The organism is Nostoc sp. (assembly GCF_036919575.1).
Classification (GTDB): Bacteria; Cyanobacteriota; Cyanobacteriia; order Cyanobacteriales; family Nostocaceae; genus Nostoc.
Window position 1 is genome coordinate 41901 of sequence record NZ_JBALBY010000017.1, and the last position, 15822, is coordinate 57722.

The following is a 15822-nucleotide window of genomic DNA, read 5'->3' on the forward strand; positions in this document are numbered from 1 at the left end:
CACGGAACTGCCTTCAATTTATACAATTAGCGCTAAGACTTATTTCAATATAGCTTTTATTACCAACAAAGCCTCATTATTCAGTGTAATTACTGATAAATGAGGCTTCTTGGAGCTTTTCATAAAAAATACTAGTGGACTGTGTGATGCCCTGAAGGGAGGTGCAAAGTGTATTACAAAACACAACAGCAGTCAAAAGTTATTGACGGTTGAGTTTCGGCTAACTAGCGTAGCGCTCTGAGAGTAACAGACCGTTGTAACTGAGCTAAAGCACGGTTGTAATTCAAAATAGCTGTTACCCGATTACCTTCAGCTATTGTCAGGTCGTTTTCAGAGTTAATCACATCAGTTTGAGTGCCTACACCAGCTTGGAATCGCAAACGTGCTAAACGTAGAGCTTCCCTAGCCTGTTCTAAAGCAGTATTAGCGGTTTGAACATTGGTCAAATTAGATTGCTGGGTAGAATAAGCTTGTTCTACCTGAAAGCGAATTTGGTTGCGTTGTTCAGCAAATTGAGTTTCTGCGATCGCAATATTAGCTACTGCCTGAGCTGCCTGTGCTCTTGCAGATCCCCCATCATACAAATTTAGCTTTGCGTTAACTCCGACTGAATAACCATCAGTCACGCTGACACTATCATTGAACTGATCTAGTAGGCTGTAGCTGGCTACCAAACTAACTTGAGGGCCTAAAGCTGAAAGTGCTTGCCGTCGCTGCTGTTCGCTAATGTTACGTTGCGCCAATAGCTGTTGCAATTCCGAACGGTTTTGAAAAGCCAGCAAAATAGTTTGTTCTAATGTTGGGTTCCAAAGACCAGCTAATTGTACAGGATCGGCTGCACTGATATTTATCGTCTGCGACAAACTGATCCGAGTTGCTAGTTGACGACGGGCAATTGCCTGCTGGGATCTAGCATTAGTCAAATCTTGTTGGGCATTTGCTAAATTCACCTGCGATCGCAACACATCAAACCGCGTACCAACCCCAGCTCGCTCTAAAGCTTCTGCATCACGCAAACTAGCTTCGGAGTTCTGCACAGCCGACTGAGCAATACGTACTTGTTCATCCGCTTGTTGCAGATTGTAGTAGTCAGTGGCAACATTCAGACGGATTGTTTCAAACTGAGTTTCTACAGCCAGTTCATCGGAGCGCTCCTGTTCCTCAGCCTGTCTGATCGTAGCTTGCCGATTCCCAGAACTATAAAGGTTATATGACAGTTGTGCTTGACCGTTGAAACCTGTGCTAGGTACGCCTGTGTTAGAGGCTAAACCTTGCCGTCTGTATAATTCGTCCTGAAGCTGACTGCCAGCATCCTGACTGCGAGTAATACCAGTACTAATATCAAGACTGGGAAGCAAAGCAGCTTGTGCCTGGCGTACAGCAGCGCGACTGCGTTCTAGCTGCAATATCGACACCTGTAGATCGTGATTGTTACGCCGTGCTAGCTCCAGAGCCTGTGCTAAAGTAATCGGCTGATTTCCCTGAAGTCTCACTTCCTCCGGTTTGGTGGGAAATAGCAGCGGATTTGAGTTAGGAATCAGGTTATTGGGAATTTGTAGCGAATCTGACGGTGCAGGAATTCCGTTTCCTGGCACAGTTTGAGGTTGCACCGAACCTGCTGGCGCAGGAGTTACGGTTCCCGGCGGCAGAATCTGAGGTTGCACCGAACCTGCTGGCGCAGGAGTTACGGTTCCCGGCGGCAGAATCTGAGGTTGCACCGAACCTGCCGGAGTCTGAGTATTACTCTGAGCCACGCGTTGCCCAGCCGCATTTTGTCCTAAGCAGGTGCTTGAGGCCAGTAGCAAAGAAGCCGAGGAATCAGTTTTGCTTTTCCCCAACTCCTGTGGACACCTCTGCGCTGACAATAGTTTTGCGGCTCCTGCCCCTGTGCCTGAAGCTTGTAAAAATGTCTGCAACTGATTAACAGTATTTATCTGTTGAACCACTGGCTGCTGTGAAGAAGACAGGGACAAAATTTCTTTTTGGACAGAAGCAGGTTTTGAAGTGTAGTTAGGAACTACTACGCTCTTTAATTTCTGACCATTTGGGTCGGAATTACTGTTTTTTTGGTTATTTTGAGCAAAAAGGCTGATATCTGGCTGTTGCGAAGGATTAGAGGTAGATGTCAAACTGAAAAATCTACCTTCATCTTTCTTAAGAATTTGTTCTATGGGTACATCAGTACTGCCAGTCATTAACACTGGGATACTGTTATTCCTTAAAGGCTTCACACTAAGTTTAGTAAAACCAAAAGTAGGTACTAGGCTTGGAACACTAACATCTGCACCGTTAGGCAGTTGCCTATTCGTGGTGTCTACAATCAAGTCTTGACCAGAAGTAGAAGTCAAAACACTAGGAGAAGACGCCAGTTGTACCCCAGTTAGTTTCGTAGTACCAGCCCAAGCAGGCCCAGTTGTTAAGACCGCTGCTGTCAAACCAGGTAAGAAGCTATAAAATAATTGCTGTCCTTTCACCGCATCCCCTCACACGAAAATCACTCTAGCGGCAGAAAACCTTTCTTCACCACAGAATATAGCACGATACTAAACTTAGGAAAGAATATACTACGATACTAAATTTAGGGTTCGGAACTCTGTTTGTCTTCAAAACGTCTAACAATGCGAGAAAGTTCCGCCTTTTCATCGATACTAACGCGAGTAGGAGCACCGCTGATAATCCGTTCGTAGTTTCGGAAAGAATCTTTAATATCGGGACCATCAGCAGTAATATTATACTCACGAATGCCCTTGTCATGCCAAGAGCCTCTCATTTTGAAGACGTTAATTGCCCGCGACATTTCTCCACGAATTTCTACGTATTGTAACATTATAATTGTATCGGTAATCGTGGAAATATGGGAGTCAGTAATCGAATGCGCTCCCAGAAATTGGTCAGTTGTGTTGGTAAAGAAACCAGTAATTTCTTCTTGTTTAGCATAACCCGTCACACCAATTACAAACTGCCGAAATGCATTATTGCTGACTCCTCTAGCTAGTGCTGATAAGGAATCAATGGCGATGCGAGCTGGTTTGAAGACAGCAATTTGTGATTTAATAATTTGTAAGTGGTCTTCTAATCCTGTTGATTCAGGATAGGTACAGATTATTTTCAGTAAACCTTGATGTTCTAATTCTTCAAAATCAATTCCCCAAGAGGAAGCATTACGAGATAGTTGAGCCCGCGATTCTTCATAAGCAAATAATATTGCCTGTTCTCCATTCAGGCAGCCATCTTGAATAAATTTACTGACTAACAAGGTTTTGCCGGTACCTGTGGCTCCTGTTGCCAATATAATTGAATCTTTAAAGAAACCACCTCCGCACATTTCATCTAAGGTTTTGACACCAGAAGATACTCTGACATTAGAAGATCGTTGAGTCAAGCGCATTGCTCCCAGTGGGAAGATGTTAACTCCTTCATTAGTAATCGTGAAGGGATACTCGCCTTTCATATGAGTTGTGCCGCGCAACTTGAGGATTTCAGTTGTGCGACGGCGGCGTTCTCCTTCTAAAACGTTGCGAACAATTACGACATTATCGGAAACAAATTCTTCTACTCCGAAAGAGGCAACTGGTCCATATTCTTCACCACGTTCAGTGGTAATTACAGTGGTGACATTCAGTAGTTTGAGACGTGCTACCAGGCGGAAAATCTCGCGTCGCACTACTCCCATCGCTTCATACTGCTGAAATACTGCTGTTATTGAGTCGATTGAAACTCGTTTAGCTTTGTATTTGCGGATGGCATATTGCAGGCGCTCAATGAGTGCAGAAAGGTCAAAATTCCCAATGATGTCTTGACCTTCTGGATCGGGAGATGCATCAAGAATAAACAACTTGCCTTCTTCGATTAGGCGTGGCAAGTTCCAACCAAAGATATGGGCATTTTTAATAATATCACTGGGGGATTCTTCAAAGGTAACAAATACTCCTGGTTCGTCAAAGTAAGTGATACCGTTATAGAGAAACTGAAGAGAGAATAAAGTTTTGCCTGTGCCGGATGTGCCACTAATCAAGGTAGTTCTACCAATGGGTAAACCACCATGACTAATATCGTCAAATCCTTCGATCATCGTCCGAATTTTTTCTACACCCCTAATTATCGGTGGTTGCTTTGGTTCTACTTGCTCATTTTCACTCATTGCTTGATCACAAAAGGGTATTAAACCCGGTTTTTTTATTACTAAAGTTTGGACTGAATTTTTTTATTGAAACAGAATTCAGGAGTCAGGAGTCAGGAGTCAGAATGAATTCTGTACGATGGTTACTGAGCTTGTCGAAGTATTAGCGGATAGCGCAGCGTGTCGCAGAGAGCGTCTTGATTCTGAATTCTGCATTCTTCTTCAAGATTAAAATTTTACTCTTCAAAATCTTCTTCACTCAGTTCTTCATAGAGCAAATCTAATCCAATCAATACTCTTTCTCTATCTGAAAGATCCCCGATAATTTTGCGAACGGGTGGAGGCAAAATTTTAGATAATGTTGGCGTTGCTAATATTTTATCTTCTTCCGCCAGTTGTGGGCTTTTGAGGACATCGATCACTTTTAAAGCATAAACACCTTCAAACTCCTGTTCTAAAATATCTTTAAGTGTTTTTAATGCCCGAGCTGAATTCGGGGTATTCCCTGCTACGTAAAGCTTGAGAACGTAGGTCTTTCTGACTTTATTCATATATCGATAAATTTAATTTATTTAGAAATCGAACTCCTATAGACTTCGCACAAGTGAGCTAGGACATCTATCAACGTTAGGCGGTAATCAAGTAACGTTTCATTGCTCCTTCCTTCTAATTTAAGCTGGTGAGAAAATTCTTCAATTATCTCCATGTGAATTTCGATGATTTGGGGCACAGGAATATTAGCATAAAATATAGTATTGATAAATTTATCAATTTTTTCTTTGAGTGTTTTGTCTGTGGTAAAATAATTTATAAGAATCAGGCTGTAATCTGATTTAAGCCGTCTTAATAATCCTTGCCTTTCTGCTGGAGTCATCTCCTGGAAATGCTGTTGGCTTTTTTGCGTCTGACTGGCAAATACATAGACGCGTTTGCCAGTATATGCCTGACTTGGATTTTGTTGCGGCCAATTTGGGAAATAGTTGATTTTTCCACAGGTAGTTGCAGCAACTCTTAGGTAGCAAAATTGGGCAATAATTGCGTCAATAAATTCCCACAGCCACGCGCTCAAACCTTTTTGCTTGGCTAAGTCAACTAGATTATCTAAACATTTGTTAATATCAGGTTGCAGAATCAATATTGGTAATAACATTTACTTTTTAATATATCTCCTCGATCGCCCTGACCAAGAAACCTGGGTTGATAAGTTTGGCAAACGCTTCTAGGGGAATACTCGATGTGGAGTAAACGAATGATTCCACCCCCAAATAACGCTCTGTGTTCGCAGACAATGCTAGCAACTCACTCAAGAACTTAGTGCAGCAACTGAGTGATAAAACTTAGTAGGTCTTTGATGATGAGGTATCTGTCGGCATAGCAAGACACATTAGCTACTTTATCGAACAGAATTCAGGAGTCAGAATTCAGAATTCAGAATGAATTTTGACCGAAAAAGCAGATGAATAACCTCTTTTTTGACCCCCACCAAATCGTAGATTTGGTGGTGAACAAGAGAGTGGTGGTAACAGACTTGTGCCGAGCGCAGTCGAGGTAGCGCGGCCGTTGTGCGGGTCCCAATCCCCGACTGAAAGATTGGTGAATTCTGAATTCTGAATTCTGCATTCTTCTTCAATATTTGCATATCTTATATAAATAGATAGATTTTTTGATTTTGCTCCTTGATAAGATACTTAAACGAACTTAAAGGTTTGTCGCATTGTAAATCATTATAATTCCTCAAGGTTCTAAAGCGATTCTTTGGGGTCATAATTGTTTTAGCCGTCGCTATCGATGAGGAGTTTAAATACCAGTAAGAGACTGGGGAGGCTAAGTTGCTAGAAATGAGAAACGTCGCGTCTTGGAAAAATGCACTCGGACGCAAGCAAGTGTCCGTGAGGGAAAATCCCGTTGTTTTAATGGCGTTGAAATAACCAGAGTTGCTTATATGAGTCTTCTTAGAGGATATGGCTTCAGGCGAAAAAACCATCAACTGGCAGATGGAAATGCCGGAGGTTTCCAGAGGAAGAATGACCCCCAAAGCCCTATGTTAATGCTAGATTACCCGCTTTATGACTTTCAGGCAACCGTACCTAGCTGCCTGCAAACAAGTTCTCTGGCAGTGGTGTTGGAGATTTTTGAGCAAGAGCAGTGCGATCGCTTGGTAGTAGTGAATCAACAGCAATGCCCGATCGGATTGCTGTATTCTACCCGTTTAATCCCAAAATTATTAGCATGTAGTGACAATAAAAATCTAAATTTACACGAATCACTCTCTACCTGGGGTCAAGGTCTAATTGAGCCAATACAGACAATATTAGCTTCTGAGCCTGTAGAGCAATTAAGCCTGCGCTGGGGTTATCCCCAAGCCGAAAAACATCAGAACTTAGATTGGGCGCTGATTGACTCTGATGGTCGATATTTGGGGCTGCTGGATAGTTCACGTCTGTTGCGATCGCTAGCTAAGGAACGCATGGCTGGGTTAGAAAGCTCAGGTGAGCATCGCCATGAATATGATCCTGGTGTGCAGACACCAAATGAACCCAAATCATTGGGACACCAGCCACTTGTACACTTGCTGGAAAGACTGCCTTGGCCTTTGATGTTGCAAACGGGTACTGGCAAGGTGATAGCACGAAATCCCGCCTGGTGGCAGCAATTAGGAGCCTTGAAAGATCCCGAAGGAGTTAGGCAACAGGTGGAGGCAATACTTATCCCTAAACCCTCCGAAAAACCAGAATATGTCACTCAACGAGCAATCAAGGTTCATCCTAATGGTCGGGAGGATGAGGATGGTGGTGAAGAGGAACCAACTCAGCAAGAAGCATCACCAGAAGCTGTATACAGTCGGTGCTATTTGGATAGTCAGGTGGGTACTTGTACCTGCGTTGTCCAAGTGCAAAATGGTCAGGAGCAAATTTGGCAGTTTGCCAAAATTCCCTTAGATAGTCCTGAGTTTAAAGTCATGAGTGCTGAAGAAGAGGTTGCACTCAGCAATGATTTGTGGTTAGTTTTAGCTACTGATGTGACTGAGCAACAACAGCTTTGCAAAGAATTGGCAGCAAAAAATGCCGATTTAATTCAACTAAATCGGTTGAAAGATGAATTTTTAGCTTGTATTAGTCATGAACTCAAAACTCCCCTAACTGCCGTTTTAGGATTATCGCGCTTGCTCGTGGATCAGCAATTGGGAGAACTCAACGAGCGTCAAGCCCGTTATGCGGGACTGATTCATCAAAGTGGACGCCACCTGATGAGTGTGGTTAATGACATTTTGGATTTGACCCGCATGGAAACGGGACAAATGGATTTGACCCTGACTCCGGTGAAAATTCGGACTGTGTGCGATCGCGCCCTATCGGAGGCCAAAGCCATCCACACTCAAACTACCAAAACTACACCAGCTTCCCCAACTCAAAATGCCCGTTTATCTGCTCCCCAATTCTGCCTCTCCATTGAACTAGGCTTAGATCAGATGGTGGCAGATGAATTGCGCTTACGCCAGATGCTAGTACACCTACTTTCCAACGCCTTTAAATTCACCGAAATATCTGGCGAAATTGGGCTGCGGGTAAATCGTTGGGAAGGATGGATTGCCTTTACGGTTTGGGATACAGGCATTGGCATTCCTGAACACCAGCAACACTTAATCTTTCAAAAATTTCAACAACTGGAAAATCCCCTCACCCGCCAATTTGAAGGCACTGGTTTGGGGCTAGTATTAACTCGCGCCTTGGCTCGTCTCCACGGAGGAGATGTCAGTTTCTTATCTCGTGAAGGAAAAGGTAGCCAGTTTACACTACTTCTGCCGCCCAGTCCCCCGAAAGCAGGCTTTTCTGAACCAGATATGGGAATCAGAGAAGAGGAAGAAACACGGCAAAAGCCCACAGTCGCTCGTCAGCATCTTATTAACCCCACACAGCATTATCCCACTAGTTCGCAACGGTTAGTCTTGGTAGTCGAGGCAGTCGCCCGATATATTGAAGACTTGACCGAACAACTCAAAGGTTTAGGATATCGGGTAGTGATTGCGCGATCGGGGACAGAAGCAGTCGAAAAAGCTCGGCGCTTGCAACCAATAGCGATATTTTTGAATCCGTTGCTACCCCTGCTATCAGGCTGGGATGTACTGACTTTATTGAAATCTGACACCGCAACCCGTCATATATCTGTAATTGTGACAGCGACGGGAGCCGAAAAGGAGCAAGCATTTGCTAACCGAGCCGATGGTTTCTTAAGTTTGCCAGTAGAGCATCAGGTCTTAGCACCTGTTCTAGAAAAATTATGTGCCCAAGCAGTTCCGCAGCTAGGGTTAGACAAGAGCGCAATTATCCCAACTAAGACTCCACTGCGAATTCTCAGGTTGGTGAATCCCCAGTTGGAATCGGTCAATCCCCACCTCTCACTTCGAGAACACCGAGTGATTGAAGTAGATGACCTAGATCAAGCAGAACTTTTGGCGCGGGTATGGCAGTTTGATGTAATTTTGCTAGATGTCGAAAGTACCACCGCCCAAATTTATCTGCAACAACTAATTGGACATCCACGTTTGGCGGCTATACCACTGGTTACTTGCGATGTTGCAACCACCCTAATAGCTTCTAAAATACCAGGGCTATCTGTATTTCCTTATTTAACACCATTTGCTAAAGACAACAGTAGCCGCACCGAGAAAACAGATGCCTTACTATCAGTACTGCAAATTGCTTCTGGTATTTGCTGCCCTGCCAACATCTTGGTAGTGGATTTAACAAAGCTGCGTGATTTTCCACAGGTAAGACGCAAGCAAGTTAAAGATTATCAGACTGAAAAAAATTGCTCAATTAGTAGTGAAACTCCTCAACGGGGGTCTGAGTGGTTTCAAGCTTTAATTCAGTACCTACAAACAGCAGGCTTTAAAGCGGCGATGAGTCCCTGTTGGGCAGAAGTGTTACAACAAATTCGCCACCAAAGCGTTGACTTACTGTTAATTTGTTTAGGAGAATCAGCGATCCCCAAAGACCTACTAAAAGCGCTGAAAAACTTGGGAGATTCGCCTTTAAATTTACCACCAATTTTGGTACTGAATCAGCGATTAAATCGTCCACAAACCAGTTTCCAGCCTGGGGTAGCTTATAAGGAAATTGACAAGCAGAAGAAGAATGGTTTGGAATCTATAGAAACTGTTGTTGGTGCGATCGCTACTCAAATATTACCGCGATCGATATCAATGGAAGACCTGTTAAATCAGATCAATCAAGCCTTAGCTGTCAATGGTTACAATGACAAATGTTCATAGTAATGGGGAGTGGGGAGTGGGGAGTGGGGAGTGGGGAGTGGGGATGAGGGGGATGAGGGGGATGAGGGGGATGAGGGGGATGAGGGGGATGAGGGGGATGAGGGGGATGAGGGGGATGAGGGGGATGAGGAGAATAACCAATGACAAATGACAAATGACAAATGACAAATGACAAATGACAAATGACAAATGACAAATGACAAATGACAAATGACAAATGACAAATGACAAATGACAAATTACGATATGTCTATTTTTTGATTTTTCTTTTTCTTAAAATGAACTCGAACCAAGTTATAAGCACTCTTGGTCGATAAACTCTTGTAATCATCTGGCTGTAAGTCCATTTGTAAAAACTTTTTCTGTTCAGCCAACAGCAGCAGCGAGGGAGGTTGTAGTCCCTTGGCAGCCTGGTTTTTAATATGATCTACAGCTTCTTGGGGAAATCCTAAATAATTTACGTGGATGTGGCTATAAAAGACTACACTAGGCTTTTTGAAGCCAAGCATGATTAATTCTTCACCTGGTTGTTTTGCTTCTAGGATGACGGCAGACAACTCCCTTAAGGGTAATTGACGTTCTCGATCAATAAAAAACGAAGCAGGCGTTAAAACAAAAATTAAAAACGCCACAAACCCGACTAAATTAATACTGATGATGTAGTTCCATCGACGACTCAGTAATAAAGCCCCAACCAAAACAGCAGAAACCAGCCAAATTACTCCTGCTATTACTGGTATACCAGATTTTTGAATTAGTTCGTGGAAGTTACTTATAGCTGGATCAGTACCTAATATGTGGCTTATGTTAAACAGTGCTGTTGCCAAAAATGATAAAAACACTACATTTAACCAACCACTCCATAAGAGTAAGGCAGGGATGGAAGAAGACGCAGGGAGTTGATCAAATACTCTCTCCGTGTGATTTTGATTCTCCGTGTTTGGTAACAGGTCGCTCCACAACAGCGCTACCAGGATTGCTGCTGCTGGCATTAAAGGTAAGACGTAACTAGGAAGTTTGGTGACAGCAATGGTGAAAAAGCCAAAGATGCTAGCAAACCAGAACCAGGCGAATAAACCAAACTGCTGAAAACGTTCTTGAGATCGCCAGTGCGATCGCTGCCAAAACTTTAGTCTTACTATAGAGGCTGGTAAATACACTGAATATGGCGCAAAACCCAGCAACACCACTAAAAAGTAAAAATACCAAGGTGCTGAGTGACCATTAACTACTTCTGTAAAGCGTTCTAGGTTGTGATAACCAAAAAAGGAGTTAATGTAATTCCAGCCATTCCGCCAAATTACTAAAGCATACCAAGGCACTGATAAAACTATAATTATCAGTATACCTACGAGGAGGCGCATTTCTCGCAACACCTCTCGAAACTTTCCCACATAAAGCAAAAAGGCGGCAACAATTAGCCCTGGCAAGACAATTCCCACTGGGCCTTTAGTCAAAATTGCGCCAGCAATCAGCACATAAAAAGCTAAATACCACTTACTAGGGAATAGGGTATGGGGCATTGAGAATGGGGCACTTGTACTGAGCGTTGCCGAAGTATTGGTTATTAATTCTGCTCCCCTGCTCCCTTCCTTCCCTGCGTAGCCTAGAAAGAAACATAATAAAGCTGATGCCATACATCCGGTGAGCAGCATATCAGAGACACCGGTTCTCGCCCAAATAATCGTTTCGGCATTGAGTGCCATGAGCGCTACTGCGATAAAAGATATTAAGTAGCGGCGAGTCGGACGGGAAACTTGCTCTAATTCGTCTTGTTTAGTCAAATACCAGTGTACGGTGTAAAAAGCTAAACAAATTAACCCTAATGCTGCGATCGCGGAAGGAAGGCGTACTGCCCACTCATTCACCCCAATAATTTTATAGGCGATCGCCTGACACCAGTAAATTAAAGCAGGTTTATCGAAACGAGTCTCACCATCGAAAAATGGGGTTATCCAATCACCTGTGACTAACATCTGGCGGGAAGCTTCGGCAAATAGTGGCTCTGTCTCATCAACCAAGCCAGTGTTGCCCAAATTCCACCCAAAAGCTACCCAGCCAATCACCATTAACCACAAAATCGACAGAGTTACACTAAGGGCTGGATTCTTTTCTATTTTGTTGAACCACTGATCAACAGTGCGCTTAACACTCAATTTCATTATCATTTAGTCAATAGTCAACAATCACTAATCAATAGTCGTTGGTTATCTATCTTTTGTTCTTCAGAGTTTGAAATTCAACAATTTTCCTCTACTCAGTACTCTACACCTTACCAACTATAGGGTAGGGATATAAAAATAAAAATTTGAGCGAACAGTAAACAATGCCCACCCTACAAAAATTGCTTCCCCACTCCCCACTCCCCACTCCCCACTCCCCACTATTTATTGAGTCAGCACTAGTTGCCATTCTCTGTTTTGGGAATTCCACTTAGGTAATTGAGTTTCGCCGACAACATAGGGTCCCCAGTAACGACGGGAACCATCTTCTGCAAAAGCAACTAAAATATCTCCCTTCTCCAGCTTTAAATTATTCTGAGGTAGGGATAGAATCAGTCCCTTATCACTACCCTCTTGAGGAGCAAAATCCCAATGTGCTGGTACATCATAGTTAATTTGTTTAGTACCAGAGCCTTTTGCTACCGACTGTCGCGCCAGTAGAGCCAGGCGCACAGGCTGATTTGTTTGATTGCTCATCCGCAAAGTCCCTTGATCGTTGACTTTCCTAGCTGATTTATCACGATCTGCCAAGACAGGATGAGTATTCTGTTTACTGCTTTCTACTTGATTGGTTGGGGTAGTTGCGGGAGTAGATAGGCTAGCGGAAATACCTTTTCCAGGTGAAACAGTTGTAGATGAAGTTGTGTCCCATGCTTGAGCTTCAGTTGGCTGTTGTGAAGATGTATCTGGGTTTGTGGAATCAAAGGATACGCTCACTCCAAAACATCCCAGCATAGCAACAAGCAGTCCCAAGCAACAAGCTGTAATACCGACGTTACGATATACTGAAGATTTCATATTGATAGTTATTAGAAATAAATATTTTGTCTAGGCTTGACCAAATAGTAGCCTATTATCCCAAAAGGCAATCATCGAAAGTCGTCTAATATAGACTTTCCCAAAATTAGGGACGCAAATGTATTATAAGTATCATTTGAAAAAGAAAATATATGGAGGAAATTATTTCCTTGATGTTTGACTAACAAGGGGTATAGACACCAATTGCTTCGGAGCTTGACCCTAGGCTTGGATAAAATCAAGAAAATTAGATACCTAGCCAGCCAATTCATTTGGATAAAAAAATATTTGATTTTTGAGATACACCTAGGGCACGTTAGCAAAGTGTAACGCACTTGCCGAATATTTTGGTGGGTTACGCTACGCGATAACACAACACCAGTTGCTACAACAGGTAGCGAGTCATCGAGCGTCGGGAACCTCCCTCCGGGTTCGGCAGTTCCTCATGGGGGAAACCCCCTCTGAGCGACTGCCTCACCGCAACGCACTGGCTCCCCTACACATACTTAAATTTTTTCCTAAGTCAAATCAGATTGCTATATCTATAATATTAACAAACAAGCTTAGGCTAAAACCAATATCCTCTTGAATATATTTTAAGATATCTTGACTTTTCCCCAGAAGTCTATCTGATGCAAAATACTCGTCTGAATAACTTGTTGGATGCCATTGCTACACGCTTGGGGCAATGGTTTTTAAATCCTTGGCGGCGACTATCGTTGCTGATAATTAGTTTTTTATTCGGTTTTTTTCTGGGAAACGCAGTTTCCACTACAGCTGGTCAACGGGCAGAATTAGATATTGTGGTAGCTGGTTTTTTAGTCCTGTTGACGGAAATTACCAGCAGAATATTTTACAGTCAGAGCTTTTTCGCCAAGCGATCGCTCTTGGTAGAATCACTAAATCTCCTCAAGGTTGGTTTCATCTATAGCCTGTTTCTCGAAGCCTTTAAGCTGGGATCGTAGAGGGATGAGGGAGATGAGGGAGATGAGGGAGATGAGGGAGATGAGGGAGATGAGGGAGATGAGGGAGATGAGGGAGATGAGGGAGATGGGGAGATGGGGAATTTGTGGCTGGGTGAAATTTTGGCAACGGATGCGGTGGGGGAAACTTGGCAGCACCAAGCAAGAGAAGCAGCGCTGGCAGATCGGTTAAGGGCTAAAGCTTTTGGGATTACGCCGGAAAATGTCGATGATGTGATAGAAAGGCGATCGCATTTACTCAAATCTGTTCTCCCAGCTTTTAGCCAATTCTGCCAAACTACTCTCCAGCTACAACCCCAGGAAATGTTACAGGTATTGTGGGACTTGTGGCTTCCTTTGGCGATTAAACTAGCATCAGGGCGTGAACAGTTGGGACGCCCACTAATTCAGGGAATATTGGGAGGACAAGGGACTGGTAAAACCACAATGTCCAACGTTCTCAGCTTGATTCTCGATCAGTTGGGATACCGGACTCTGAGTTTATCTTTGGATGACTTATATAAAACTTATAGCGATCGCTTGATTTTAACACAGCAAGATCCCCGCTTGATTTGGCGCGGCCCACCAGGAACCCACGATGTATATTTAGGCTTAAATGTACTAGATCAAATCCGCCAGTTGCAAAGTCCTGTTATGGTTCCCCGCTTTGATAAATCTGCATACAGAGGCGCTGGCGATCGCACTACTCCAGAAATAATCACAGGTGTAGATATTGTACTATTTGAAGGTTGGTTTGTGGGTGTGCGGCCAATCAATCCAGATGTATTTGATACTGCACCGCCGCCAATTTTCACAGATGAGGATCGAGCATTTGCTCGTGATATTAATCTTCGCCTCCACGATTATTTACCACTGTGGGAGCGATTAGACAGCTTAATTTTGCTCTATCCAACCGATTACCGTTGTTCTTTGGAGTGGCGCAAACAGGCGGAACAGCAGATGATTGCTGCGGGGAAGTTGGGGATGAACAATGCAGAGATAGAGCAATTTGTCAATTATTTTTGGCGATCGCTTCACCCAGAATTATTCATCAAGCCGTTGGTAAAAGATGCGACAGTGGTTGATATGGTGATTGAGATTCATGCTGATCATAGCTTTGGTGCAGTGTATTGCGATCGGACTAATTCGTAATCGAGCAGTTCACAGCTTTTGACTATAAACTAATGACTAATGACCAATGACTAATAACTAATGACTAGCAATTTAGAAGCTCAACTTTTAGCACTGCGGCAGTCAGGAGAGAAAGCGATCGCAGCCGCCGACACCCTAGAACGTCTGGAGGAACTCAGAGTTAACTATCTGGGTAAGAAAGGGGAACTGGGGGCACTGTTGCGAAGTATGGGGCAAATGAGCGCAGAGGAACGACCGAAAATTGGTGCGATCGCCAATACAGTCAAAGAATCCCTGCAAACTAGTCTAGACCAGCAACGCGCTGCCCTGGAATCTGCACAAATTCAAGCTTTGCTAGAGGCGGAAACTCTGGATGTAACTATGCCGGGAATTTACAGCCCCCAAGGTCGCATTCATCCCCTCAATGGTATTATCGACCGGGCGCTGGATATCTTTGTTGGTATGGGCTATACCGTGGCTCAAGGACCAGAGATGGAAACAGATTACTATAATTTCGAGGCTCTCAATACTCCGCCTGACCACCCCGCCCGTGATATGCAGGATACGTTCTACCTACCAGACGGTAATCTTCTCCGCACTCATACTTCATCAGTGCAAATTCGTTACATGGAAAGAGAAGAACCACCGATTCGGGTTGTGGCTCCAGGGCGAGTTTATCGGCGAGATAATGTAGACGCGACTCACTCAGCTGTTTTCCATCAAATAGAACTTTTAGCCATTGATGAGGGACTAACTTTTACAGACCTCAAAGGCACAATTAAAGTATTTTTACAAGCAATATTTGGCGATTTACCAATTCGCTTCCGCGCCAGCTATTTCCCGTTTACCGAACCCTCGGCTGAAGTGGATTTGCAGTGGAATGGGCGCTGGCTGGAGGTGATGGGCTGCGGTATGGTCGATCCAAATGTACTTAAGTCTGTGGGTTATGACCCAGAAGTTTATACAGGGTTTGCTGCCGGTTTTGGTGTAGAACGCTTTGCAATGGTGTTACATCAAATCGATGATATTCGTCGGTTGTATACTAGTGATTTGCGGTTTTTGCAACAATTTTAGGGAAGCGAACAGGCATTTACTAAATCTCTTGCAAAAGTTAATTTTATGAAAATAGAACTACAGATAAATACCTATTAATTATATCAATTCTCCAAAATAAGCCTACAGATACAAGTCTGGAAAGTCAGGTTTAATCTAGGTTTATTAATTACGAATTAGTATTATCTGTGGTTCTAAATAATAAACTAGAATTTTTGCAAGCTGTATAGTTTTTACAGTAAAGACTAGACTCAGCTATAACTT

At 43.4% G+C, this 15822-nt stretch carries 12 protein-coding genes; 4 read left to right on the top strand and 8 right to left on the bottom strand.

What is annotated here, in order from left to right:
- Positions 1–224: 224 nt before the first annotated feature.
- From V7K27_RS05930 to V7K27_RS05945, 4 genes are all read right to left on the bottom strand, one after another.
- A complete protein-coding gene (locus tag V7K27_RS05930) occupies positions 225–2474 on the bottom strand; it encodes a TolC family protein (protein WP_334945236.1) in 2250 nt (749 codons plus the stop codon).
- Positions 2475–2578: 104 nt separating this feature from the next.
- Positions 2579–4141 carry a circadian clock protein KaiC gene (kaiC, locus tag V7K27_RS05935; RefSeq protein WP_334945238.1) on the bottom strand — a complete coding sequence of 521 codons (1563 nt, stop codon included), beginning with the start codon at positions 4139–4141 and terminating at the stop codon, positions 2579–2581.
- 215 nt (positions 4142–4356) lie between these two features.
- Complete coding sequence (kaiB, locus tag V7K27_RS05940) at positions 4357–4671, bottom strand: circadian clock protein KaiB (RefSeq protein ID WP_334945240.1); 315 nt, start codon at positions 4669–4671, stop codon at positions 4357–4359.
- A 17-nt stretch (positions 4672–4688) separates the two neighbouring features.
- Positions 4689–5270 (bottom strand): KaiA family protein, encoded by a 582-nt coding sequence (locus V7K27_RS05945; protein WP_334945242.1) that lies wholly within the window; start codon positions 5268–5270, stop codon positions 4689–4691.
- A gap of 792 nt (positions 5271–6062) precedes the next feature.
- Here V7K27_RS05945 and V7K27_RS05950 point away from each other — a divergent pair.
- On the top strand, positions 6063–9392 hold the full coding sequence (locus tag V7K27_RS05950) for an ATP-binding response regulator (protein ID WP_442947594.1): 3330 nt from the start codon (positions 6063–6065) through the stop codon (positions 9390–9392).
- Here the strand turns inward: V7K27_RS05950 and V7K27_RS05955 are convergent.
- The 3 genes from V7K27_RS05955 to V7K27_RS05965 all read right to left on the bottom strand — a co-directional run bounded on the left by V7K27_RS05955 (position 9371) and on the right by V7K27_RS05965 (position 12412).
- Entirely contained in the window at positions 9371–9616 is a 246-nt protein-coding gene (locus V7K27_RS05955; protein ID WP_334945243.1) for a hypothetical protein, read from the bottom strand. The genes V7K27_RS05950 and V7K27_RS05955 overlap by 22 nt on opposite strands.
- A 15-nt stretch (positions 9617–9631) precedes the next feature.
- Positions 9632–11560 (bottom strand): ArnT family glycosyltransferase, encoded by a 1929-nt coding sequence (locus V7K27_RS05960; RefSeq protein ID WP_334945245.1) that lies wholly within the window; start codon positions 11558–11560, stop codon positions 9632–9634.
- A gap of 219 nt (positions 11561–11779) precedes the next feature.
- Entirely contained in the window at positions 11780–12412 is a 633-nt protein-coding gene (locus V7K27_RS05965; protein WP_334945247.1) for a hypothetical protein, read from the bottom strand.
- 632 nt (positions 12413–13044) lie between these two features.
- On the opposite strand from V7K27_RS05965, the gene V7K27_RS05970 reads away from it, so the two are divergent.
- The gene (locus V7K27_RS05970; RefSeq protein WP_334945249.1) at positions 13045–13377 is read left to right on the top strand and encodes a DUF565 domain-containing protein; all 333 of its coding nucleotides are present in this window, start codon (positions 13045–13047) and stop codon (positions 13375–13377) included.
- Here the strand turns inward: V7K27_RS05970 and V7K27_RS05975 are convergent.
- Entirely contained in the window at positions 13338–13637 is a 300-nt protein-coding gene (locus V7K27_RS05975) for a hypothetical protein (protein WP_334945385.1), read from the bottom strand. The two genes, V7K27_RS05970 and V7K27_RS05975, sit on opposite strands and share 40 nt — an antisense overlap.
- Between V7K27_RS05975 and V7K27_RS05980 the strand changes: the two genes are divergently transcribed.
- Together V7K27_RS05980 and pheS are read left to right on the top strand one after the other, a co-directional pair.
- Positions 13552–14526, top strand: coding sequence for a glycerate kinase (locus V7K27_RS05980; protein WP_334945377.1), 975 nt, complete (start codon positions 13552–13554; stop codon positions 14524–14526). The two genes, V7K27_RS05975 and V7K27_RS05980, sit on opposite strands and share 86 nt — an antisense overlap.
- A gap of 60 nt (positions 14527–14586) precedes the next feature.
- Entirely contained in the window at positions 14587–15579 is a 993-nt protein-coding gene (gene pheS, locus V7K27_RS05985) for a phenylalanine--tRNA ligase subunit alpha (protein WP_334945251.1), read from the top strand.
- Positions 15580–15822 lie beyond the last annotated feature (243 nt).

Excerpts from the sequence above, each read along its gene's own strand:
- kaiC (WP_334945238.1), bottom strand. The coding sequence starts at position 4,141 with ATGAGTGAAAATGAGCAAGTAGAACCAAAGCAACCACCGATAATTAGG.
- kaiB (WP_334945240.1), bottom strand. The coding sequence starts at position 4,671 with ATGAATAAAGTCAGAAAGACCTACGTTCTCAAGCTTTACGTAGCAGGG.
- V7K27_RS05945 (WP_334945242.1), bottom strand. The coding sequence starts at position 5,270 with ATGTTATTACCAATATTGATTCTGCAACCTGATATTAACAAATGTTTA.
- V7K27_RS05950 (WP_442947594.1), top strand. The coding sequence starts at position 6,063 with ATGAGTCTTCTTAGAGGATATGGCTTCAGGCGAAAAAACCATCAACTG.
- V7K27_RS05960 (WP_334945245.1), bottom strand. The coding sequence starts at position 11,560 with ATGATAATGAAATTGAGTGTTAAGCGCACTGTTGATCAGTGGTTCAAC.
- V7K27_RS05965 (WP_334945247.1), bottom strand. The coding sequence starts at position 12,412 with ATGAAATCTTCAGTATATCGTAACGTCGGTATTACAGCTTGTTGCTTG.
- V7K27_RS05970 (WP_334945249.1), top strand. The coding sequence starts at position 13,045 with ATGCAAAATACTCGTCTGAATAACTTGTTGGATGCCATTGCTACACGC.
- pheS (WP_334945251.1), top strand. The coding sequence starts at position 14,587 with ATGACTAGCAATTTAGAAGCTCAACTTTTAGCACTGCGGCAGTCAGGA.